The organism is Zooshikella harenae (assembly GCF_018837975.1).
Classification (GTDB): Bacteria; Pseudomonadota; Gammaproteobacteria; order Pseudomonadales; family Zooshikellaceae; genus Zooshikella; species Zooshikella harenae.
In genome coordinates, this window is the sequence record NZ_JAGSOY010000015.1 from 1 (window position 1) to 24,016 (window position 24,016).

A 24,016-nucleotide genomic window follows, 5' to 3' on the forward strand; every position below is an offset into this window, starting at 1 on the left:
CACCGTATAATCAGGTTGATCTGTACATTCTCGTGTTAAGGCACTATAGCCCTGAGGATTTTCTTTTTGCAACGATTCATTAGGTCCACACACTGCAATAAAACCATACAGCACGTGGGTGAGGTTTTTAGCAGGAATATCATTAACGTGGAAGTTACGGCCATAAACGCCCCATTCAACAAAGTAAGTACCAACGACTTTGTTGGCGTTATTTTGGAATAGTGCTGAATCATTATTCAACATGGTTGCGTGGGACAATCCGGATAAACCTAGCCCTATGGCGACACCAATGGCCAATTTATTAGGCAACCAGCGGCGTAATCGCGTGGTGTGCATAATTTGTTCTCCTCAATGCATTTATTAAAGGCGTGCTTGTGTGGTCAATCACTCATTGAGTGACTGTTATGACACATTAAGTACACGCAAAACCTAATAACTCAGCAGTAAATACTTGTTGAGTGATGAGGTAAATAAGCTAGTTGTTGAGTAATATGTGTTAACTGGTTTTAGACATACATTAGATAAATAAAAGATTTTTAATATCTCGTTGTTTGTGTTTAAGCGGCTATTGATCCGCTGGCCTTAACTATCTGTATCTCATCGTCTTTTGTAGCGTTTCCTCCTTTTCTTCTGCTAGGGAGATAACAGCGGGTATGTGACACTTGTGGTCTTTTTATGCGTCGCAAAAAAACTTGCTGAACAAAAAAAGACGTGTTAGATGAAACAAATGAGAAAGCACACAAATGCCAAATAAGACACACGACGACTGCTGGATAGTTGTCCTTGAAGTTTAGCAAAGGTTTGTTAAATAAAATGGTAAACCAGTTCCAAGTTTAGTAAATAATCAAATAAAGGGTAGGTCGTATTGAATATGAATTTACAGGCAAGAATTGAATAATAAGTGCTAATGGTTAACGCGTAGTTTTGTTATACATTTCGCATTGAGTATATGTAGATAGGCTATATTATTGATAATAAATTGGAATAATTCAAGATAAATAAAGATCAAAATAATTCAGTTTGTTCACTAAAAAACGCCTTTTGTCGTATTTTTTGATTTGGGAATCAGTGCAATCGAATATAATTTTACCTTTATAAAAACCATTTAGTCCAACGTCTGCATAACGTCCCTTCGAATACGCAGTGAATCCTTCCTTGGAGGCTGCTGTTTGTCAAGATCCAGTCGTTGTCTACATCGAAATACCACAGGTGTTCATTTAATCATGATTAAGGTATAGCAAAATGTGGGTTTGCAGTGCTTGAGTTGGTTTGTGAAACAGGTGCTGGGAGTACCAGTACCGTGAGCAGTAGAGATCAGGGATGGTCTTCTGCTGTGGGAGGAACAAAATAATTCATGCGCTGCATTGGTGCAATGCCACATACATGAATTATTTTTATGTGCAACTGCCTGGAGTTGTTGCTTTCATAATATAAAAAAACAGAGACTAATAATAATCTCTGTCATGCGATTAGTTTTTTGAGTAATAGTTTTTTTACTCTGTTAGGGAGATAAGGTACAAATAAACGTTGTTGGTTTAGGCTGGGTTAATTGATTTCGTTGGCAGTTTATGTTGTTTAATATAAAAAACAGGTGTACCTATGTAGGTAATATATAAATAGGTTGCTTTAGCATATTGTTGGGTCGTTGTTGATACTCTTATACCAATGATGGCATTTGCGTTTTCAGGCGCCATTAACATTAATTCGTCAAGGGTTTCTTCATATTCATTACGTTTACGCTCTAAAAAGCCACGAATCAACCCTTTTTTGGAAATTTCAACAGCGCGGGTAATTTGCACCATATTATACATGTGTTTTATACGATAACAGCTTGGTAATTCTTCTGTTGTAAGTAACAACTTATTACTGCGTTCTTCAACATAGGGCGTTATTTTTCGATTGAGAAACATTTTCTCACCCTGACTTTTGAGTAGACCAATACTGACGATTTTTAAGCACGATGGTAGTGCGTGTTGGTAAGTATAGGTGAAGTCTTTGTGGATGGCCTTCAATGGATGAATCTTCAACAGGCAGTGTCAGATGGGTAACATGGGTATCAATACGGCTATGACCGCCAAAGTCAGCATCATCACTGCTTAAAATAACTTCATACTCGCCAGCAGGTGCAGGAATTGGATAGTCGGTAAATGACTTTTCAGGGTGAAAATTGAATACCCAAACTAACCCTTGACGCTCAAATGCCAGGACTTTATCGTCATCTCTCACCCATAGGATATGGACAGTACTATAACGAAGTACATCGTATGTTTTACATAGTGTAATTATCATGCGGTCAAAATTATTGAGTAAACTATATTTTAAGTTGGGGTTATCGGCTAACGACCACTGTCGGCGTGCATGATGATATGACCAGTGATTACCTTCGCGAGGAAAGTCAATCCATTCCGGGTGACCAAACTCATTACCCATAAAGTTTAGATAACCATGACCCGCAGTGCTCAAGGTTACCAGTCGAAGCATTTTATGTAATGCCATTGCCCGGTCAATGAGTAAATGTTCATCATCTCGATTCATATGCCAGTACATTGCAGCATCGGCTAAACGAAAAATAAGTGTTTTGTCGCCGACTAAAGCCTGGTCATGACTTTCTGTGTAACTTATGGTTTTTTCATCATGGCGACGATTAATAAGCTCTTGCCATAAATGAACGATTGACCAGTCTTCATCACGTATATCTTTAGTATATTTTATCCATAAATCTGGAATGCCCATGGCAAAGCGGTAGTCAAAGCCTATTCCACCATGTGCTGTGGAAAGGGCAAGACCGGGCATACCACTCATGTCTTCGGCAATGGTTATTGCATCAGGACGGAGGCGATGAATAACCTGGTTGGCTAGGGCTAAATAGGCAAGGGCATCCAAGTCAACATTATGGCTAAAATAATGGTCATATGAGGTAAAGGCTTGGCCTAGCCCGTGGTCGTGGTAGAGCATGCTGGTAATACCATCAAAACGGAAACCATCCACGTTGAATGTATCCAGCCAATAACGGCAATTTGAGAGTAAAAAATGAAGTACTTCAGGCTTAGCATAATTAAAGCAGCATGAGTCCCAGGCTGGATGCCGTCCCCGTCCCCCTTCATGAAAAAACTGGTAAGAGGTCCCATCATATAAGCCTAAACCTTCTACATGATTGGTAACAGCATGAGAGTGGACTAAGTCAATGAGTATCGCAATTCCCATCCCATGCGCGGTATCAATGAGCTCCATTAATTCTTCAGGCGTACCAAAGCGTGAAGAGGGCGCAAAGTAACTGGAAACATGATAGCCAAAGGATCCATAGTAAGGGTGTTCAGGAATACCCATAAGTTGTATCGTGTTATAACCTGCCGCTTGGATACGGGGTAATGTTTTTTCCGTAAACTCACGATAAGTGCCTACTTTTCCCTCTTCCTGAGCCATGCCGACATGTGCTTCATAGATTAATGGGGCAACCTGTGGGCGTTTGAATTGATTTTGCCATTGATAGGGTGACTTGGGATGCCAGACTTGTGCGGTAAAAATAAGGGTTTGGTTATCTTGTATGACACGTCGAGCATAAGCAGGAATTCTAGGGCCTTCGCCACCATGCCAAATCATATGTAAACGATAATGTTGACCGTGGTGCAGGGCATCTTCAGGTAGTTGCAATGCCCAATGACCATGATCATCAATACGTTGAAACTGAAACTCAGAAGATATTTGCCATTGGTTCATGTCTCCCACTAAAAAAATTGCGGTGGCATTAGGGGCCCACTCATGTAATTGCCATTTATTATCACGAAAATGTAAGCCAAAGTATTCATGACCACTGGCAATATCAATCAACTCGTTTTGGTTGTGACATAGCTGTTGGCGTCTGGCTTCAATAGCAATTAAGCGATGTGTTAATTGGCTACGGTAAGGCGCTAACCAGGGGTCATTGTGAATAATCGTATCGATTAAATGATGTATAGACATTGAGGGTGCGTTGACGATCGTATTCATCCTTGAAATCTACTTATTTACTAATGAGTGGACGACGTAACATCTTTTCATAAAGATTAATATATTGTTTAGCCGTATTAGCATGGTTATATGAAGTGATTGCTTCTTCCATGATACGGTGAATTTGTTTGGCTTTGGTATCCATGGAGCGTTTATAAAAACGCATCGCTTGGTCAACAGCCCAGCGCAAACTTTCGGGATTATAATATTTAAATAAAAAACCATTACCTCTATTTTTACGCGTATTTAAATCCGCAATAGTGTCATGAATACCACCTGTGTCATGAGCAATGGGTAAAGAGCCGTAAATAGGCCCTATCATTTGTGGCAATCCACAAGGTTCAAAAGAGGAAGGCATTAATACGAAATCAGAAGCCGCATAACACTGGTGTTCAAGGGTGTTATTAAAGTCGCAAACAGCAACACGCTCCTGAAACCCATGAAAGTGGACGATATCTCGAAATACTCTTTGGTATTCTCCATCTGCAACAAATACAATTTGTAGTCGTTGTTGCCAGTAGTCAGAAATTAAATGGTAAATAATGTCGGCTAACAGTTGACAGCCTTTTTGAACGGGATCAAGGCGGGAAGGCCAGAATAAAAGCGGAGCTTTGGGATCAACAAGTAGTCCCAATTGCTGTTGTACATGCTGCTTATTATGACGTTTTCCTGCAACATGTGATGCTGCATCATACTGTAAGAGCAGTTTGTTATCTGTGAGGGGATTAAATGCCGGATCTGGCGCATTTAAAATACCATAAGCACAACCTGCGTAGTATTTATTAATGAGTTCTTGACGCAATTTGTCAGGAACAAAGTGATGGTAACCTTCAACAATTTCCACTAAAAAGCGAGGACTAACCGTATTCACAAAGTGACCGGCAAATACGCCACTGGTCAGAAAGTCAACAGGGATTGATTCTCGTGCATTCTCATAACAATCAGCATAATCTTCAAAAAATAAATGTTGCCAAAACGCTGCCGCATCAATGCCTCGATCTTCAATGTGTGACATTGTGGCTTTTACACTATGGATATTGTGAATGGTGAATAAACAAGGGATACCCATTTTTCGGGCAAGTGAAGGAATAAGCCCTGTCATCCAGTCGTTACAGTGAATAAGATCAGGTTGTACGCGAGGAATAATGTTATTAATGACTTCACGCTGAAAAGCTAACGATAGCTTGGTATTTTCCAAATAGTATGCGGAATAAACTCGATTTAGATAGTAAAAAACACGGTCCTCAGCTAAATGTAAACGGCTATTAGGCACCGTTTGGCGTAAATTTTGATATTCCTTTTGTAAAAAGGGAGCTAAACGATCTTTAAAAATAGCGCGATAATCAGGTAGGGCTACATGGACATCAGCTCCTTGGTTAAATAAAGCACTGATAAGGGCGGCAGACACATCCGCTAAACCGCCAGCTTTTGCGGTCAAATATTGAGCATAGCTACCCATTCTATCGGGAAGATAGGTCACCTCCGGTGTGACAATTAAAACACGGGGATTTTTCCTGCCGCCGTTCATTCAAAACTCCATGGCATCATCTGCGGGATCACTTCGTGTGCAAGTTTCATCATGAAACAAAGTTAATTATCCAGAATTAAGTGTCTAGGTCTAATAATAGACAACAGTACGTGTGTTACTGTGAGGTTATAAAAATGTCACCTGACTGATAGGTATCCTAGCAAAGAAATATTGCTATTCTATGGCATTTTAACCGTTATGAAACATTGTCAGTGATGCGGGATAATAAAACTGATCCTCACTGACAATGTTTCATAGATAGAAAGTCAAATAGCTAAGCAGTTGCCTCACTTACCCCATGTCAATAAGTGAGGTTGAAACCGAAGCCACTCGTCAAATTGGGGAACCGCTCGAACGGTAAAGCCATATTGTCCAGAACCGTCACAGGTAATATCGCAACGATACAGATAGGAGCCATCTCCACGGTCTTCGGCAACGATCATGGGCGTTTCATGCCCGTCACACAGGTCATCAGCGCCATGGAGAAGTCCATAATAAAGCTGGACTTCGACCTCCTCAGGGGTGAGTTGACCAAGATGTACGACAGTTGACACATTAAACGTGTCGTTAACTTTGAATGGACCTCTGGAGCTACAGGTGGGGGATCCAATATGAATATGCTGCCAGTGTTGTAAGTAACGTTCGTGCTGGACAGCCAGTTGTTTTGCTTCAGCCCATTGGTTTTCACGTAAGGATTGCAGGCGCTGATGGGCTGGGATATAAAAACGCTCAGTATATTCTTTCACCATACGTAAGTTACAAAAATCAGCCATTGCCATTTTTATGGACTCACGCATTTTATAAACCCATTGGTTGGGTATACCTCCAGGTTTTCGATCATAATAACAAGGCACGACATCGTTTTCTAAAACATTATAAAGCGCCTGGCTTTCGATGGCATCTTGATAATCAGGATCATGGTATTCTTCGCCATTACCAATTCGCCAACCACGGTCATCCGTATAACCTTCGCACCACCAACCATCTAAAATACTTAAATTAAGCACGCCATTAACCGCAGCCTTCATTCCCGATGTGCCACAGGCCTCCATAGGGCGTCTTGGATTGTTCAGCCAGACATCACAGCCTTGCACCATCAGCCGTGCCGTATGCATGTCATAGTCTTCAAGGAACACGATTTTATGGCGGAAACGTTCCTGTTCTGCAAAATGAATTAACTGTCGTATAACTTCTTTACCTTCATGATCTTTCGGGTGGGCTTTACCCGCAAAAACAAACTGTACGGGATGATCACTGTTGTTAATAATCGCTTGTAACCGGTCTGGATCACGGAAAATAAGGTTGCCACGTTTATAGGTTGCATAACGACGGGCAAAACCGATGGTCAGTGCATCCTGATCAAGTACTGACTCTACCGCACGCATGACTCGGCGTGAGGCATTTCGACGACCATATTGTTGCGACATGTGCTCACGTACAGAGCGGATAAGTCGAGATCGACTAAGTTCATGGGCACGCCATAAATCCTCTTCAAAAATATCATCCACTCGGGCCATATTTTCTTTCATGTGGGAGGCAAGATACCATTGTGGTCCTAAGTGACGCTCAAACAACATCACTATTTCGGGAGAGAGAACGCTGGAGACATGAATGCCATTGGTTACATGGCCAATGGGAACTTCTTCATCTGCACGACTAGGCCAAATATGGGTCCACATATGGCGGGCTACATGGCCATGTAGCTCACTGACACCATTACAATATTGAGCCATACGTAAGGCAAACAAAGACATACAAAAGGGTTCATGCTGCTGGTCATCTTTTTCTTGTCCCCAACGAATCATTTGCTCAACGGGCAAGCCAAACAGCTCACTGTACACTTTAAAATAAGGGGCAAGGAGTTCCGGAGAAAATTTATCGTGACCTGCAGGAACAGGGGTATGTGTGGTAAACACGGTAGTACGAGGTACTATTTCCAGAGCGGTTTTTAAGTCAACCTGCTCTTTTTGTATGACTTGGCTGATACGCTCAAGATTGACAAACGCACAGTGTCCTTCATTAAGGTGAACTACAGAAGGATTTACTTCCATTGCCTCCAACACTTTCATACCACCAATACCCAATACAATCTCTTGGGTAAGCCGAGTATTATGTTCTGCAGCATATAAACGATTGGTAATTTCTTTTATTTCGTCTGAGTTTTCCGAAATGTAGGTATCCATTAAAAATAATGAAATACGACCAACCTGTAACTTCCAGGTTTGAAAATGAATAGGATGGTTAGGTGCAGGAATACTTATAATGAGATCTTGGCCATCTTCACCTTTGACTTTTTCCATTGGCAGGTGAAATAAATTAGTTTGAGGGTAATCTTCTTGCTGCCATCCATCTTGGTTAAGGTATTGGCTAAAATAACCATAGCGGTACATTAACCCTAACCCAATCAGTGGAACATCATTAACAGAAGCTGCTTTTAAGTGATCTCCAGCAAGAACACCTAACCCACCCGCAAAAATAGGTAGGCTTTCATGAATACCAAATTCCATTGAAAAATAGGCAATACAACCTTCTTTGCCAAAAGGGGTTTTCTGAGGATCTTGACGGGTAATGACGCGCTCATTAAATTCCGTTTTGACCTTATTTAAATTAGAAAGAAAGCTACGGTCTTTAGCTAGCGCATCTAAGCGATCTTGCTCAATATACGTTAAAAAGGCTAGTGGGTTGTGTTTGGCTTTACTCCAAAGGTGAGGATCTATACGACGAAAGAGTTCAATGGCTTCAGGTGTCCAACACCACCAGAGGTTTCTTGAAAGGGTTTCCAGAAAGGCAAGTGGTTCTGGAATTTGTGGGTAAACCTGATAGCTAGTGATCATTTTCATGAGGTAATAGCCTTGTGTGACAAATACAAAGAAAGAATAATCAATGTCATACAATCACCACAGAATTTTCACAATTAGCGTAAGCATTAAAAATATATTTGTCAGCTTCTCGGTCATTTTCCCAGCGGCGATTATCGATTAAATAACGGAATTGATATTCTTGGCCTGGACGTAGCTCAAGTGTGGCAGTGAAGTCACCACTTTTGAGGTATTTCATAGGGGTATTGTTGGTTGACCAATTATTAAAATCCCCAACGATGCACACATTATGTGCATTAGACAAAGATTCTTTAGGTATACGAAATGTAACTTTACAAACGGGCTTAGACTTTAAATATTGTTTTTTTAAACTCATTGTTGCATTCCCCATTAACAACCCAGGAGTGACTGGCTTGTCTATGACTCAATGAAAGAGTGTAGATTATACCTTGGGCTATACAACAAAATTTTTAACATTTAGCGATTGATAAATAGTGAATAAATAATCAATTTCCATTGAGTTATTTTGGTTTATTTTTGAGCATTCGTTTTTCTAGTTTTTGCCACACGCGTAAGAGTTCACTTACACCCCAAGCTTGGGCATCACAACCACGGTGTTGATGTGGGCGGTTGCCATCAATAATTTCTGGTAACTGCCCCACACACGCTTCATCTATTAATAATGAGGTTGATCCTAGCCAAGCAAGTGCAGTAGGAATAGCCTGTGAACCATAGCATTCAACCCACGCTTCAGCATAGGCCGGGAATACCCAAGTCCAGGCAGTACCATTATGGTAGGCCGGTTTTCGGCAAGTGTCTTCATCTCCCCGATAGTGGCCAAAATAAGGATGTTGAGGATTATTGATAGGTTTACCATGGAATGTAATGGCTAAGGGAGGGTGTACGGGCTGATCTGCTAAGGTTCGAATAGCACCTGGCACCAGTAATTGTTCGCAGGCTTCAAGTATACGACGGGTGATGTCTGGGTCATTAACCGCGCCCAATGTAATGGCATAAAGTTGATTTGGCCGCAACGCATTGTCCGCTACAGCTTTTGCCGCGGGGGTGTCAGGTACGCAATGCAGGCAGTCGGCTAAGTATCCCACATCAGGAAAATAATAATATTGTGTAATGGACTTTTTCACCTGGCTGGCCAATGATGACCAACGTGGTGTATTAGGGGCAATTTGGGCTAATAACTGTAGTGCAGCATACCATAATGCCTGTATTTCAATGGGGTAGCCTTGTCTTGGGGTTCCTGCAGGGAAATTAGTATCCATCCAGGTGAAATGAGAAGGGCTAAAAATTAACCCTGATTGTTCATCCATTTTTATCTGATTGGGGGTGCCTTGGATAATGCCATTTGCCATATCCACCAGCACGTGATGAAGCGATCGACCGGCACAGTCTCGGCCAAAAATTTCATCCCGACCAGAGGCTTGCCACAAGTCATCACAGGCAGCAAATAACCACAGTGGGGCATCTGAGGTATCTCGATTGGAGGCATCGCTACCCCGTATCATATTGGGCAATGTACCCTGTGTCTCAAACTGAGCAAACTGTAAAATAATAGACTCGGCTGTTGCCCAATCGCCTGCTGCAATAATTCCCCTGACCACAATCAGCGTGTCACGTCCCCAGTCTAAAAACCATGGATAGCCAGCAATGACGGTCTGTAATTTACCGCGGCGAACAATGAACTGTTGTAGGGCGGGTTTTAACACATTAGGCAAGGATTCTGTACTGGGAAATTGTTTAGTCCAACTGGTGATGGTTTCAAGTAACACGGGCAATGTGTCGTACTGTTTGGGTGACTCGTCCGTTGAGGTGATTTGTGCTGTGATAGTTACCATTTCACCGCCAGCCATAGGAATAGCTAAATACCCTGGGCAATATAAGTCGGAAACGGCATCGAGTCCACGTTCACCCTCTAGCGGTCGATACACCATATAGTGCCATTCAGGGGATACATGAAATTTACCCTGAGAACTTTGTAGGGTGAGCTGGTGGTGTGGATCAGGGGTGAAACGAAAGCCTTGAGCGTTAGGCAAAATGGCTTTTGGGAAACTGGATTCCAGGCCTGTATAGGCTTTCGTTGTTTCGTGGAAGTTACGGTTTTCAATATCGGGACGCAGCACTAAATCAATAACAGACTGGTCAGCAAGGCGATCATTGTGATCATCCTGGTGACAGCGATAAATTACCCATTGCACGGCATTTTGCTCAGAGATCATCGCCATGCCAATCTTTAATAAGACATGCTGGCCTTGCCCTACTGGCAGATGAAACAACCAATAGCCGCCCCGGTCGGGATGGCAGCCAAAAGCATCAAGGCATGCCTGGCTAATGGTTTGGGAATAGCCTTGATAGTTAAGCCAGCCACGTATCCTGGCAAGCATAATCCAACGATCATCTGGGTGGTCTGGATGTAAGTTAGCGGCCAAAGCGGCGTCATAACGACTGCGGAGCAATCCCCACTGGCTACTGGCACGAGACATCCCACCACGATTATTGGTGCCTAGCCATAAGTGGGGATGATCGAGTAGTTGGTTGCGAAAAAAGATATTTCGGGCTTTAGCCTGTTGACCTTCAGCTAAATACCATAGAGGGACTTCGCAAGAAATAACTTTATCTGCCGTATACAGTTTAATTTTTAGTACACGTTGTTGGTGATGCGTTGGTGTATTGAGCGGCTCAATGACCGTCATATAATGTGTACCAAACGCAAAGCTTCGCTCTTTGATGAATATGGTTTTGTTTGGCTCGCTGATGGTGAGATGAAAGGGATAAGGACAGCGAACGAGTAGCATGTGTTGTGGGGGAATCATGACTTCACGCCACTGATCTTGAGGGTACTGCCAAGTGATGACATACGGCTCTTCAGTAAACGGGGTGATAGCGGTACAAAATGCACGCGGATCTTTTTGTAGTAATTGGCAGTAGTAATCAAGGTTAAACTCACGAAGATCCTGACAACCCTGATAATGTTGATACAGTTTAAGTACTTTGCTTTTGATGCGTTGTTTGATCAGTTGAGCTGAAGGGAGGTGACTGTTTTTTTCATACTGCCGAAGCTGGGTAATCATATCATGTTGGTCGGTGAGGCAGAGAACCTGGCCAGGCTTAAGATTGAGCTTTTGTAGATCTCGATCGTTGATTGGATTAAAAGAGTTACCTGACAAAAGATCATACCAGGGAGGTGGCTCTAAATGCGTCCTGTCTTTGGGCCAGCAGGCCTGACATGAGGCTTGAGTATCTAGATTCGCCACAATAAGCAGGTTCTGGTTGTTGGTATTGGGATGCCGGCACACCACAATAAAGTTTCCTGGCCCTGTTTGCAGCATATGCTGTTGACCTTGTTGGTTGAAAACCGGGTGGTGTTTTAGCAAGGTGCTCAAGCGATGAATTAAGGCTACTTGGTTGTCAATACTGCCCCAGTTGAGTGAAGGGGAACCATGCACACTCACTTTTTCAGTCGCTAACCATTCAACACCATTTGCAAAGCCAAAGGCTCCCTGAGGAGAGAGGAGTGCGCAGAGGGTGGTTCTTAGCCTGGCCCAAACCGGTGATGTGGCTGCAAGTCGGTTATTATCATGGGTTTCACAGAAATGAACTGTGATGCCATCATGTTGGGAGATATCCAGTGCTTCGGGTAAATAGTGTTCAAGCTGGCTACGGTCATAGTTTTGAAATAACTCGGAATATGCCCAGTTAAAGTTAGCGTAATTTAATAGTTGCCGTGTGCTGGCAATCGGGCCACCTAAACCTTCTAGTAGAAAAATGGTATTTGGATATTGCTGACGTACCTTTGCAATAATATAGCGCCATGCTGCATCAGGTATCATATAACCGGCATCTGCCCGGAAGCCATCAACACCACGTCGACACCAGGTCAGAAAAATATTAGCCATATACTGCCAAAGGTCTTTATGCCCATAGTCTAGCCTGGTCAGGTCTCCCCAAATAACCCCCCAGGCACCAGGGTTTTCAATTTGGCCTGATGGGGAGCGAGCCACCCATTGCGGATGACTTTCATGTAGCCCTGCCGCCCATCCAGTGTGGTTTATGGCAATATCGAGTAGCAGTGATCCTTGATAAGCATGAACGGCATCAACTAACTCAATAAATTGCTCTAGTGGGGTTGCTTTAGGATCGAATTCTGCCAGTGCTGGATCAACGGCAGTAAAACTGAGTGCGGCATAGGGGCTACCAAAGCGTCCCATACGCGCATAGGTTGTAGGGGTAGGGTGAATAGGGAGCAGTAAGATATGACGACAACCAAGTTCGTTAATAATAAAGTCCAGCTCACCACGTAAATCTCGGAAAGTTCCTGAAGGGGGGATGACGGTGAATCCGGATTTATCAAAGTCTTTAAGCTGTTTATCAGAGATAGGATGACCAAAACCCAGGCCAGACTTATTTCGGCCAAATTGACGGACGAAGGCATTGTAAATGATATTGGCACAGCAGGCTTCAGCCGTATCTACATTGATAATGGTGTTATATCCAGTAGGCCATAGGGGATCTTTTTTCTTGCCAGGGAGGAAGTAAGCTTTAGCCTCAAAGTGACCCACCTCAGTTAACCCCAAGATCAGTTGGTATTCTCCATTGGCGCACTGCTTCATTGGAATATCAAACCAGTCACGGCCTAAGGAGGTTTCTTGATAGTCAACTTCACTGATGATTTCTTGGCGTTGGATATCGGCATGACCAATGTTGGTGCGTAACCAGGCCGTTCCTTGCCAATGGTTGGGCACAGATAAACGAAATGTTATCGTGTCGCCTGTATAGTGGACTATATGTTCACCTGGCGATGGGTGTTGAAGAATTTCCTCAGACTGGATCATAACGCTGTAATTATCCCGAAACTGTCGTTCATTCACGATTATTGAATGCTTACTAAGCATCCCTGGCTCAACGAATCACTCCGAGGGGGTGATTGTTTTTACTATAGGGCAGATTAAGTATAGGGCAGTCTGTTTAAAAGTAATGAGACGGTATGATGACGAGGATAAAGCAGTAGAAAGCAAAGGGGAGGAGGTTAGGGGGTGCTTAGGGAAGACTACTCCCACTGATGAGTTCGTCGAAGTAAGCGTCGAATTGGCCACTGTCTTTCAGCTCTTTAAGGCCTTTATCAAACAGTTTCACTAACGCCTGATTGGCAGGGTCTTGTTTTGTTAACAATAAGTAAGCGGGGCGGGAAGTGAGTGGTTTGGTATTATTGGTAAAGAGCATCGCAATATGTCTTGGAAAGGCTTGGTATATTTGGCCATAACCAACCAATATATCCTGAGGAAATAAATCGAGTCGGCCACGTATCATCATTTTTAAGATTTGAGTGTCTGACTTAATACGATGTACGTTAATTTTGCCTGCTTTGTCATACTCATCAAACTGATCAGAAATATGGTAGCCAATAGTGGCACCAATACGATATTTTTTTAAGTCATCTAATGTTTCCCAGGTAAAATCGAATTTTTTTAAATGAAAAAAAACCACTGTGATATTAGCAACAGGTTCTTGGCTAAAGAAAAAGAAAGGTTCTCGCTCAGGGGTTTTATACCAGAGAAAGGTGCCGTCGATAGTACCTTCTTTTGTCATTTTTAAAGCCCTAGCCCAAGGCATAATGCGGAACTCCACATCAATCTTAGACAGGGCGAAGGCTTCTTTAATGATGCGTCCAGTAAATCCTTTATCTTCAAGTGTGGGAGATATATAGGGGTACCACTCTTCAGCACCAAGTACAACGGTTTTTGCCCATACAGGATCGGCCAAACTCAGTAGCCAATAGACAATAACAAGCTTAATGATCGACCATGTTTGTCTAGCTTTTTTGATGACTATCTGTGCATAAAAGTGCATGGTTGAAGTCATTACTTTTTAAGCGTTGATATTATGGTTCATGTTGGTTTTTTTGTTGATATTGAATAATAAGTTGATTAATAAATGGTATTGCTGATTGTTGATCCATGTAATGGGGGAGTAAATCCATATAATTGTCTTTATTAAACTGTTGAAATGAGGGGGAAGCCCATGCTTGCTGAAGCTGTTGGGTTATTCGTTTAACGGTCTTTGGCGGTGTTGTGGCATGGAGAAAAAAACCTCGAAACCGAAACATGGGGGTGATGTTCAATTTTATATCATTTAGGGCTGGAATATTTGGGAATCCAGCTGGCCTTTGTTTTACCAAGCTGATAATGGGTTTTATTTGGGACTTTTCCAGTAAAAATTTAACATCTCCAGGTTGTTCAATTAATGCATCCACTGAACGATTTAATAACGCCTGGTAGCGTAATTGTGGGCGGTCATAACTTTCTTGAAAAATGGAAAGGTGAAGATTCTGTTGGAGCTGATTAAGTATTAAATATTCCATTGAACCGGTATTACCTACATTTGCTACGGTAATAGGCGCATGACTTTGAGCAAAAGCTACAAAGCTTTCCCAGTTATTAAAGCGGCTATCATCACTACGTACATAAATTTGGTTGTAGGTAAGCTGGGTAATACCAATTGGGATAAGATCTTTAGTTGGGTGGTAGCGGATATAGCCAGCTACATAGTTGCTAACAAGGTTATCAGTGGCTTGAAGAATATTGCTACCATCAGCGGGTTGGCTAAAAAAAATTTTAAATGCTTCCGCGCCACCATCAGCGGGGCGGTTTGTAACATAGACTTTCAGTGGGCTGGTATGCTCCAATGCCTGAGCCATAGCCCGGCTATGTTGGTCTGAGCCGCCACCAACACCATAAGGAACAATAATACGAATGTTGTTTGTTGTAAGTGCTAAGCTCGTTGTTGTGACGATTAGGCTGAGACAAAGACAAAGGTAAGGATACTTGGTACACAGCATGCTAAGAAATTTGGCAAAAAAGGCTTTTGCTTGTGGTGGCGCTGTAAGTCGCTTGAGAGTGACTAATGACGGCATACCTTTAACCTGCCTGTGATGATCACCCTCTAAGCATAGCAGGAGTTAGTGGCGTATAACGCCTACACACAACCCTTCTATCGTGAACTCATCGCGCTTCAAGTCAACATCAATTGGGGTAAAGTCATCGTTTTCTGGATAAAGCGTGACCTTATTACGCAGTTGATGAAAGCGCTTTACAGTAACATCACTGGCAATGCGGGCCACAATGATTTGGCCATTGCGTGCTTCATGGGTTTTATGAACAGCGATTAAGTCACCTTCAAAAATCCCCGCATCTTTCATGCTCATACCTTTTACGCGCAAGAAATAGTCTGCTTTAGGATTAAAAAAGCCTGGTTCGATGGCACAGTAATTTTCGATATGTTCAGCAGCCAGAATCGGACTTCCTGCTGCAACATTCCCAACAATAGGAAGACCTGATATGTCACCATTAGGTAAACGAATACCTCGAGAAGTTCCAGGGATTATTTCAATTGCCCCTTTACGCGCAAGGGCTTTCAGATGTTCTTCAGCGGCATTAGGAGAACGGAAACCCAGTTGCTTAGCAATTTCTGCTCGAGTAGGTGGATAACCGGTTGCTTCAATATGCTCTTTAATAAATTGCAGAATCTCAGCTTGCCGCGCTGTTAGCTTGGTCATTACACTGTCCTGATTAACAAGGCTTGCTCAACAAAGTTCGTTTGTTTATATCCACTAAAATCTAATACCGAATGAAATGGTATACACATCAAGTGGTTGCTTAATGGCATAGCGTTACTTCATCTGACTGGTATTTTATACAGTTACTGTGATTATATACAGAGAGAAAATGGTTGCAAGCTAATGAGAGAGAGGCAGTACCCGCTAATAAGACATAGAGCGCCTGATTATACTACAGGTTGGGTATATCATTAGATAGTCAAAACACTCAAAATCTTCATAAAGACTTTTCAATGCAGTTTGATCTATCTTGTAACGCTGTTTTCTAAGAACTATGGGGGGGTAATGGTAAGAGTGTATCGTCTTTTGTTCGGGATGTGACTGGCTACTCAGTAGGGTAGCCAGCAAAAATGAAAAAGTTAGAGGATCGATATTGTTTATTAGTGAGATGACCAATAACTCAAGCTAGTCACAAATTTTGCACGAGCAAACGGATGCTTGTCCCCACTGAGTGGTTCGCCAGTGACCCGTCCACTTGCCTCTTTGTTGTTGACAGACGCGCGGGCACTTATATTGAGCATCTTGGTTATCCCAAATTGGTCCTGCATTGATATCATAGTTGTAGCAGCTATAGCGTGGTTGGAATCGTTTCTGAGGAGGATAGCGATCTTCAGGAAAACTGTAAGGATAACCATCGTTTACTTGCTGTCTAATCATTCGCCATTTTTGATTGGACCTGCCATGAAATTGCCATACACCGACTTGTCCTCTGCTGACAAAGTGATCAAGCACAAAATCAGAATTTCGTCGATTATGTAGGTAAGGGCCTCTCCAGTACCAGCGTTGGTGTTTCTCTTTATTACATGTGTAAATGAATGCGGTATTACCTTGTCTAGGGTTACCTGCTTCAAGGCACATATGAGGTGCAGACTTAGAGTGGATACGGCCACGGCGGTCTGAAAACCAGAGCTGGTTGTCTCGTCCATGACAGTTGTAGGCTATAACAGGGGTTAGGTTGCCTGTACCATTACCTTTAACATCAAGGCAATAGCCGTTATTTGACTCAATTTGAAAGTAATTCCGGGCTTCAGCTGCTACAGTATGTGTGATAAGTAATACAAGCAATGTATAGATAGAATAAAAGGATAAACGAAGTTTGTTTTCTTTTTTATACATAGGCGATCTTCAACTTATATAAATAATACAAATTATAAAAAAATATTAAAAATTATAATTTGTTATTTTTGTTTTGAGGTGACTAAAACGCACAGTTAAATGTATGGAATATCATTTGCAAGGGGAATACGTAATATCACGCATGAGTTTAGTATGGTGCTAGTGATTTATACCTATTAGAGGACGTGATTTTATACATAAATTGTGGCATGCTAAAAACGTTTTAGTGCCTAGCATGAAGGGTTTAATGAAGGGGGTAGTTAAATAAAACAGAGTTTATTTATATGAAATTATATTCTTATTAACTACATTTTTTAGTATAACTTTGTAGTGTGAAAATTATACGGATGTACAAATGAATTTAGCAGTATGTTATTAAGTAGTATAACTTGCTAGGAAAGTTCCCTTTACGAAAAAATTTTCTTGGTTATGTCTATTGCAGTAATGGGTTAAAACCTTGGTGCAATATTTGAGTGTCTTGTTTGTATTAAATTGTATCATTTATAAGATATTTTTAACTTGTTTGGGAGGGGGAATGATAGCTTACATGCATCGAGGCAAATATAAAAATAAGGGCTAATAAGCCCTTATTAATCATTCGTACAAGGTGTGTGCTGTTCTGAAGCAATCTGAGTTATCTGAGGATTCATACGCTGTATGGATTTTGATAACTGGCTGATAAAGCGTTGTGCACTATCAGCAGAGTCAAAGGTTTTAGCGCCTCCTCTATGGCTGTATCCACCACTAGAAGTGGCATAGCACTGGCTAGTCCAACCTCGACAACTAAGGCTAATTGCCCATAGATTCTTGGTGACTGTTGTGCACTTGCTATCAGCATATGTGAAACTAATATGAATGGACGAACATAACATGAGTAGCAGAACTGTTAACTTTAAATACAGTTGTGATGTTTTCTTATTAAATTGTTTCTGGGTATTCATAATAAAATAAACGCAGTAAGAAGTTAATATTAGTAAAATAGTAGCAGTTTTATTATATATATTTAATCTATTTATGACTAGTTAAATTTAACTTGGTGCGATGGTTCGTGATGGCGTAAAACATCTGGTTTTAATTTGTTGCTCTAAAAATAATGACTTGCAGTAATTAACTTGATCATGGCTTCATATAATTTAGTCAGCAAGAAAAGTATCGTTTTTAAGCGTAAGAGAAAACGTTGCATAACGAGGGAAATCATTGTTGATGAATGAAGCATCAATAAGAAAGGGTTTATACTATACCCAAAACGCAGGGTTTTTAGGGGCGGCCGTCAATGATGGCAAGCCATGGTGTGACGGCTGAAAAAATAAAAATAACAATAGGCGAGTATTCTCCTTATCTGGCTGAAGAGTTAAAGTTTAATGGCGTTGCAGCCCATATTGTACAAGAGGCTTTTGCTCTGGTTGGTATAAATGTTGAGTACGGTTTTTTCCCATGGGCTCGTAGTTATGAGTATGCAAAGTTTGGTCGCTGGGATGGCACGATTATTTGGGTATACACAGAAGAACGGGCTCGAGACTTTTACTACAGTGATCCTATTATTGAGGGGCCAGCCGTTTTCTTTCATTTGACTTCAACCTCGTTTGAATAGCAAACAATGAAAGACTTAGAGGATATAACTATTGGCGGTGTATTAGCGGCTTCGTATACCTGGTTTGATCAAGCGGTGAAAAATGGGGTTCATTTAAAAATGGAAAGAGTACCTTTGGATAAAATGAATTTTGATAAACTGCTTAATGAACGAATTCCTGTCACTACGATGGATCTTAACCTCGGTCTTTATCTTCTTAATATTCATTTCAATAAATTGGCACGAAATAAAATAACTTATCATCCTAAAATAATTACCACTTATGTTTATCATATGCTGTTATCTAAAAAAAATAAGCAAAATATTCACAGGGTTAAAGTGTTTAATAAAGGACTAAGTTTGCTACGGAAAAAGGGTAAAGTTGAACAGTTTATTTTAAAGTCTCACCAAGGAGATTATCTGCTAAAAGGTAAACAGTAGATTTTTAACTATAGGTGTGCTGATTTGCTGTTTTGATTTGTCATCAGGTGTTCGTAAAGCAGGCTTAGAATAAAATAGCTGTGTTAAAGTAATCGACGAGCCAAGTAATTTATCAGGGATGTTTTAGTAACCATGACTAGTCAAACTATGGACGCAAAAATAAATATGGATGAAATTCATCAGGAAAATGAATTGTCTGAATTTAGAAGGTGTGCAGAAACTCATGAGGTGCTCAATCAGGCTACACCATTAGAAAGCTATAACGTTTATTCAGCTGACCCAACCTTAAAGCATTGGTTTTGTTTGTTTAGTCAATCATTAATAGCAAATAAAGATATCGATACTAATGAATCTATTTGTTTGGAATATGGTCGTGAGGTTGGCCAAAAACTACAACAAGCCGGTTTTTTGGCAAATAAATTTACGCCAGAGTTTCAATCTCATGACCGGTATGGGTATCGTGTCGATCAGGTTAATTACCATCCTGCGTATCATCAATTGATGACGACAGCTATAAAATATGGACATCATGTTTTACCTTGGCAATCCAGTTACCCAAACGCAAATTTAATTCGAGCCACAATAGCCTATTTACATAGCCAAGCTGACCCTGGCAGTGGCTGTCCTTTGACGATGACCTTTGCCTCCGTTCCTACGTTAAAAAAACAGCCTAATATTGCGGCTGAATGGTTACCTAAAGTATATGCACAACAGTATGACCCTGATAACAAGCCTTATTTTATGAAAAAAGGGGTGACGATTGGCATGGCAATGACAGAAAAGCAAGGTGGTTCTGATGTGCGTGCTAATACAACGATAGCAAAGCCATTAAATAAGGGAGGACCAGGTCAACCCTATGAGTTAGTAGGCCATAAGTGGTTTTGTTCTGCACCAATGAGTGATGCTTTTTTAGTATTAGCACAAAGTCAGCATGGATTATCATGTTTTTTATTACCGCGATGGCGTCCTGATGGCGAAAAAAATCAGTTTTATATTCAGCGACTCAAAAATAAAATGGGTAACGTATCCAATGCTTCTTCAGAAGTGGAGTTTCGTGGAGCTTTTGCCTGGATGATGGGTGAAGAGGGGCGAGGGGTAAATGCCATTATTGATATGGTATCACTCACGCGTTTTGATTGCATTATGGGATCTGCTGCATTAATGCGACAGGGGCTGGCACAGGCTATTCACTATGCTCGACAACGTAAGGCATGTACAGCATACTTATGAAACCATGGAATGTATTGGTGGTATGGGGATTGTCGAAGAAACCATTATGCCTCGACTGTATCGTGAAGCACCTGTAAATGCAATTTGGGAAGGTTCTGGAAATATTCAATGTCTTGATATTTTACGTGCAATAAATAAACAACCTAAAGTACTTGATGTGTTTATGCATATTATTTCCCAAGCGAAAGGTTGTGACTTACGTTTTGATTTGATGTTAAAACGACTTAAGTCTCAACTAAAAGAAGCTCAACATTCTGAGTTTTGTGCGCGTAGTGTCGTAGAGCAAATGGCAATTTTACTGCAAGCGAGTTTGTTACTTCAGCATGGCAAAAGTTATGTTGCAGATGCATTTTTGAAAAGCAGGCTGACTGAAGGTCATCATCAGTATGGGACATTACCTTATGGTGTCGAGGCTAAGCGAATTATCGAGAATGCTTTACATATAACTGCACTATAAAAACATCCTTGAGTAATGCAAACTATACTTCAGTCGCAATGCTAACTTTTGGAACAGTAAGTCTGCAGCTAAGTTATGTCAAGGAAGACGGTTATGTTACATTTTTTTAGAAATCTTAAAATCTCCACCAAAATACTGTCACTGTCTACATTATTATTGCTTTTTGTGGTGAGTGTTGCTGGTTATAGCTTAAGGCAAATGATGATGTTATCCGATAAGTTGAAAGCGATTGCCAGAGAAGAAGTATCATTATTAGGGGCTGCGAATGACATTTCTTCTTCACAGCAGAAAAAAAATATTTACTTAGAGCGGGCGTTAAGGTTAACGATAGAAAACAGAATGGTAACTTCCTTTGTTTTGGAGGAAGCACAAGGATCAACAGCATCACTGCAGCGTAATCAGCAATTAATCAAAAGTACAACGGTGGATATGGGAAAACGTCTGGCTGCAATTAACGCCATCATTGTTAAACTCCAGGAACAAAACTGGTCGACGCAGGTAGTACAAAATATTGAAAATATTCGTGAAGAGTTCGGTAAGTTAACACTGGAAGTAGCAGACTTTGATAAAAAAATACAAGTTTTTTTTGCTGATGGACAGACTTCAGAAGAAGTTCTGGAAGCAGAGATACATAAATTAGAGGGAACACAGGACATTATTGATAAGCATATTTTGGGATTGATGGATGGTGTTGAACGCTTAGCACTTGAGATTATTCGCGAGTCAGAACAAATTGAAACAAATGCGATAATACGTGCTGTCTTTTTTTCAGCGCTTGCTGTGTTGATTGGAACAGTTTTAGCCTTTTTTATCGCACAGAATATCCGACAGAATTTAAATCGTGCTATTAAAACTGCACAACAATTGGGCGCAGGTAATTTAACAGTATCCGTTGCCAGTAGGGAGCAACAGGACGAAGTAGGTCAATTATTGAGAGAGCTTGAGTTAATGAGCCAGCATTTTCGTAAGGTGCTTGGTAAAGTGACTGAGTCATCCATGCATATTGCCCAGTTGTCAGCTACTTTGTCCAGCAATACCTCTGACACAGCAAAGGATACTGAGGCGCAACAGAGTGGCATTGAGCAAATTGCTTCATCCATTACAGAAATGGTGAGTTCTATTCAGGAAGTATCGAAAAACGCCCATGTGGCTGCTGAGTCTACTCAGCAGGCTGATCAACAGGCAACAGAAGGGCATGATATTGTTTCTGGTGTCACTGGGTCGATTTCCACTCTGGTTACCAGTGTGGAAAATACCAGTGAAGTGATAAAACAATTAGCTAAAGAAACGGCCAATGTCGAATCAATTTTAGACGTCATTGGCAGTATTGCTGAACAAACAAATTTGTTAGCTCTAAATGCTGCAATTGAAGCGGCTCGGGCAGGTGAACAAGGTAAGGGGTTTGCTGTGGTTGCAGATGAGGTGAGAGGCTTAGCATTAAGAACGCATGAGTCTACGCAACAAATCCAGACCCTGATTCGCAACCTTCAACAACAAGCTACCAACTCGGTGAGTAAAATGGATGAAGGATGTTCCTATGCTGCTGAAACTGTACAACGTGCGACAAAAGCAGAAGAGTCTCTGAACAATATAGCCAATGCAGTGAATACGATTAATAGTATGAATATGCAGATTGCCAGTGCGGCGGAAGAACAGAGCAGTGTTGCAGAGTTAATTAACCAATCAATTGAAGATATTAGTCATAAAACACAACTCAATGCTGACCGGACGCATCAAATTTCAAAAGAAAGTCATGACCTTTCTTCGTTAGCAGAGACATTACAGTCAGTGGTTAAACAATTTAAAACAAGCTAGATGCTTGTCGTTGATGGTGTTTGGTGTGAGCGCGGCAACAACGACAATCCCTGTCTATCCGATAAAAAAATTATGTGGCTAAAGCACGTTTCTCTGTTTGCTGTTGTTTTCGCAATGTTAATGATCGATGTAGGCGACTGACTTGCCAAGGTAGCATAATTGTCAATATAACACTAAGCCATGCGACACTTGTCATATGTTCTAATGCCCCCGTTTCATTGGTGGTTAAAATAAGCGTCGAAATGGCAACCGCAAAGCCACTCACTAAATGGCGCACTGCTGATTGTGTAGCCATATAGCCTGCTCTTTGTTGGGGCGCAGGTATTCGGCTATTCGTTGTTTGTACAGCAACATTACGCATCGCATTACACGCCATAAAACCAGCAAAGGTTACTATGACAGGCCAAAGTGCTGGAGGCATAAATCCAGTGAAGATTATGGTTAAAGAACCGGCTGCGGCCAGCCAGGTTATGGACACAGGTCCCAAGCGATCTACTAAACGACCAGTGACGTGCATAATGATATAGGTGGCAAGGCCTCCAATCATATATAAGGTTCCAATTTCTTCTCGAGGATAGCCCAGGTTGAATTGTATATAAGGAGAAAGGTGAGGTATAAATAGAAAGCTGGCAAAAATAGCGGTTCCTGTAATGCTCAACCCTTGTCTCATTATTGGGTCTGTTAAGGCTGTGGTCATTTTAAAAGGTGGTGTTTTCCGGGCTGCAGCCAAGTGTGCACTTTGTGGTGGCAATATCCAGAAAATGAGAATCATCACAAAAAGTGTACTGACACTGACCAAATAGAAGGGCGCTTGCCAGTTAAACCAGTGAGCCATCTCCAGGCCTAATGGTACGCCAATAACGGCTGCTGTAGGAAATGCACTCATGAGTAGGGCCATTGCTTTACCACGGCGTTCATCTGGAACATGATCAATAACAATGGCCATTGCCAGGGAAGCCGCAGGTCCTCCAAATAAGCCAGCAGCAACACGTGCGGCAATGAGGGAGTAAAACCCTGTGGCTAGAGTGGCTAAAAAGGTGCTGATGGCAAGTCCTGCTAAGCAGCATAAAAGGGCTAAGCGGCGGTCCACTCGGTCAAGACGATTGGCTAAAAGCAGTGCCATACAGGCTGCGGCAAACGTATACACACCACCAATAAATCCTGCCTCATGAACAGGGATAGACAGTGCCTTGGCAAAGTCTGGACCTAAAGGCATGACCATCATGTAATCTACCATATTAATAAATTGCACAAGCACCATCAGCAAGATGATAACTTGCTCGGAAGGCGCGTTTAAAGACGCTTTAATATCCATTAACTACCTGCTAATTGTTGTATACCTTAAAGAGAAATGGGTAAATACTGCTCTCTTACTACATTAGTGTAAGCACAGTTTACGCAAAGTAAGCTTTGTTTCATTTCCAGG

General features: G+C 41.5%; 17 protein-coding genes and 1 pseudogene. 5 read left to right on the forward strand and 13 right to left on the reverse strand.

Annotated elements, in window-relative coordinates:
• The 12 genes and pseudogenes from KCG35_RS08515 to KCG35_RS08570 all read right to left on the reverse strand — a co-directional run.
• Positions 1 to 336, reverse strand: a pseudogene (locus KCG35_RS08515) (hypothetical protein); the annotation flags it as partial.
• A 1,199-nt stretch (positions 337 to 1,535) separates the two neighbouring features.
• Entirely contained in the window at positions 1,536 to 1,910 is a 375-nt protein-coding gene (locus KCG35_RS08520) for a hypothetical protein (protein WP_215819266.1), read from the reverse strand.
• Positions 1,911 to 1,914: 4 nt separating this feature from the next.
• Complete coding sequence (locus KCG35_RS08525) at positions 1,915 to 3,987, reverse strand: alpha amylase C-terminal domain-containing protein (protein WP_215819267.1); 2,073 nt, start codon at positions 3,985 to 3,987, stop codon at positions 1,915 to 1,917.
• Between the two features lie 13 nt (positions 3,988 to 4,000).
• Positions 4,001 to 5,515, reverse strand: a complete 1,515-nt coding sequence (locus tag KCG35_RS08530) for a glycogen synthase (RefSeq protein WP_215819268.1) — start codon at positions 5,513 to 5,515, stop codon at positions 4,001 to 4,003.
• A gap of 287 nt (positions 5,516 to 5,802) precedes the next feature.
• Positions 5,803 to 8,355 (reverse strand): alpha-glucan family phosphorylase, encoded by a 2,553-nt coding sequence (glgP, locus tag KCG35_RS08535; RefSeq protein ID WP_215819269.1) that lies wholly within the window; start codon positions 8,353 to 8,355, stop codon positions 5,803 to 5,805.
• A gap of 46 nt (positions 8,356 to 8,401) precedes the next feature.
• Positions 8,402 to 8,710 carry an isoamylase early set domain-containing protein gene (locus tag KCG35_RS08540; protein ID WP_230409094.1) on the reverse strand — a complete coding sequence of 103 codons (309 nt, stop codon included), beginning with the start codon at positions 8,708 to 8,710 and terminating at the stop codon, positions 8,402 to 8,404.
• Positions 8,711 to 8,855: 145 nt separating this feature from the next.
• Complete coding sequence (locus KCG35_RS08545; RefSeq protein ID WP_215819270.1) at positions 8,856 to 13,241, reverse strand: amylo-alpha-1,6-glucosidase; 4,386 nt, start codon at positions 13,239 to 13,241, stop codon at positions 8,856 to 8,858.
• 145 nt (positions 13,242 to 13,386) lie between these two features.
• Entirely contained in the window at positions 13,387 to 14,196 is an 810-nt protein-coding gene (locus tag KCG35_RS08550) for a substrate-binding periplasmic protein (protein WP_215819271.1), read from the reverse strand.
• A gap of 31 nt (positions 14,197 to 14,227) precedes the next feature.
• Positions 14,228 to 15,259: a tripartite tricarboxylate transporter substrate-binding protein gene (locus KCG35_RS08555; RefSeq protein ID WP_215819272.1), complete on the reverse strand. Its 1,032-nt coding sequence runs from the start codon at positions 15,257 to 15,259 to the stop codon at positions 14,228 to 14,230.
• Positions 15,260 to 15,304: 45 nt separating this feature from the next.
• Positions 15,305 to 15,901, reverse strand: a complete 597-nt coding sequence (gene lexA, locus KCG35_RS08560) for a transcriptional repressor LexA (RefSeq protein ID WP_215819273.1) — start codon at positions 15,899 to 15,901, stop codon at positions 15,305 to 15,307.
• Between the two features lie 465 nt (positions 15,902 to 16,366).
• Positions 16,367 to 17,077 (reverse strand): ricin-type beta-trefoil lectin domain protein, encoded by a 711-nt coding sequence (locus KCG35_RS08565; protein WP_215819274.1) that lies wholly within the window; start codon positions 17,075 to 17,077, stop codon positions 16,367 to 16,369.
• A gap of 590 nt (positions 17,078 to 17,667) precedes the next feature.
• Positions 17,668 to 18,018, reverse strand: coding sequence for a hypothetical protein (locus KCG35_RS08570; protein WP_215819275.1), 351 nt, complete (start codon positions 18,016 to 18,018; stop codon positions 17,668 to 17,670).
• Positions 18,019 to 18,350: 332 nt separating this feature from the next.
• Between KCG35_RS08570 and KCG35_RS08575 the strand changes: the two genes are divergently transcribed.
• The 5 genes from KCG35_RS08575 to KCG35_RS08590 all read left to right on the forward strand — a co-directional run bounded on the left by KCG35_RS08575 (position 18,351) and on the right by KCG35_RS08590 (position 22,590).
• Entirely contained in the window at positions 18,351 to 18,668 is a 318-nt protein-coding gene (locus KCG35_RS08575; protein WP_215819276.1) for a transporter substrate-binding domain-containing protein, read from the forward strand.
• A 6-nt stretch (positions 18,669 to 18,674) separates the two neighbouring features.
• Positions 18,675 to 19,088, forward strand: coding sequence for a transporter substrate-binding domain-containing protein (locus KCG35_RS08580; RefSeq protein ID WP_215819277.1), 414 nt, complete (start codon positions 18,675 to 18,677; stop codon positions 19,086 to 19,088).
• Positions 19,089 to 19,220: 132 nt separating this feature from the next.
• The gene (locus tag KCG35_RS08585) at positions 19,221 to 20,318 is read left to right on the forward strand and encodes an acyl-CoA dehydrogenase family protein (protein WP_309227331.1); all 1,098 of its coding nucleotides are present in this window, start codon (positions 19,221 to 19,223) and stop codon (positions 20,316 to 20,318) included.
• Positions 20,281 to 20,775: an acyl-CoA dehydrogenase family protein gene (locus tag KCG35_RS26925; protein WP_309227332.1), complete on the forward strand. Its 495-nt coding sequence runs from the start codon at positions 20,281 to 20,283 to the stop codon at positions 20,773 to 20,775. The genes KCG35_RS08585 and KCG35_RS26925 overlap by 38 nt, the downstream gene beginning before the upstream one ends.
• Positions 20,776 to 20,868: 93 nt before the next feature.
• Positions 20,869 to 22,590, forward strand: coding sequence for a methyl-accepting chemotaxis protein (locus KCG35_RS08590; protein WP_215819278.1), 1,722 nt, complete (start codon positions 20,869 to 20,871; stop codon positions 22,588 to 22,590).
• A gap of 70 nt (positions 22,591 to 22,660) precedes the next feature.
• Here KCG35_RS08590 and KCG35_RS08595 read toward each other — a convergent pair whose 3' ends face one another.
• Positions 22,661 to 23,905, reverse strand: coding sequence for an MFS transporter (locus KCG35_RS08595; RefSeq protein WP_215819279.1), 1,245 nt, complete (start codon positions 23,903 to 23,905; stop codon positions 22,661 to 22,663).
• Positions 23,906 to 24,016 lie beyond the last annotated feature (111 nt).

Coding starts and splice junctions, on each gene's coding strand:
- KCG35_RS08520 (WP_215819266.1), bottom strand. CDS start 1,910: ATGTTTCTCAATCGAAAAATAACGCCCTATGTTGAAGAACGCAGTAAT.
- KCG35_RS08525 (WP_215819267.1), bottom strand. CDS start 3,987: ATGAATACGATCGTCAACGCACCCTCAATGTCTATACATCATTTAATC.
- KCG35_RS08530 (WP_215819268.1), bottom strand. CDS start 5,515: ATGAACGGCGGCAGGAAAAATCCCCGTGTTTTAATTGTCACACCGGAG.
- glgP (WP_215819269.1), bottom strand. CDS start 8,355: ATGAAAATGATCACTAGCTATCAGGTTTACCCACAAATTCCAGAACCA.
- KCG35_RS08540 (WP_230409094.1), bottom strand. CDS start 8,710: ATGAGTTTAAAAAAACAATATTTAAAGTCTAAGCCCGTTTGTAAAGTT.
- KCG35_RS08545 (WP_215819270.1), bottom strand. CDS start 13,241: ATGCTTAGTAAGCATTCAATAATCGTGAATGAACGACAGTTTCGGGAT.
- KCG35_RS08550 (WP_215819271.1), bottom strand. CDS start 14,196: ATGCACTTTTATGCACAGATAGTCATCAAAAAAGCTAGACAAACATGG.
- KCG35_RS08555 (WP_215819272.1), bottom strand. CDS start 15,259: ATGCCGTCATTAGTCACTCTCAAGCGACTTACAGCGCCACCACAAGCA.
- lexA (WP_215819273.1), bottom strand. CDS start 15,901: ATGACCAAGCTAACAGCGCGGCAAGCTGAGATTCTGCAATTTATTAAA.
- KCG35_RS08565 (WP_215819274.1), bottom strand. CDS start 17,077: ATGTATAAAAAAGAAAACAAACTTCGTTTATCCTTTTATTCTATCTAT.
- KCG35_RS08570 (WP_215819275.1), bottom strand. CDS start 18,018: ATGAATACCCAGAAACAATTTAATAAGAAAACATCACAACTGTATTTA.
- KCG35_RS08575 (WP_215819276.1), top strand. CDS start 18,351: ATGATGGCAAGCCATGGTGTGACGGCTGAAAAAATAAAAATAACAATA.
- KCG35_RS08580 (WP_215819277.1), top strand. CDS start 18,675: ATGAAAGACTTAGAGGATATAACTATTGGCGGTGTATTAGCGGCTTCG.
- KCG35_RS08585 (WP_309227331.1), top strand. CDS start 19,221: ATGACTAGTCAAACTATGGACGCAAAAATAAATATGGATGAAATTCAT.
- KCG35_RS26925 (WP_309227332.1), top strand. CDS start 20,281: ATGCTCGACAACGTAAGGCATGTACAGCATACTTATGAAACCATGGAA.
- KCG35_RS08590 (WP_215819278.1), top strand. CDS start 20,869: ATGTTACATTTTTTTAGAAATCTTAAAATCTCCACCAAAATACTGTCA.
- KCG35_RS08595 (WP_215819279.1), bottom strand. CDS start 23,905: ATGGATATTAAAGCGTCTTTAAACGCGCCTTCCGAGCAAGTTATCATC.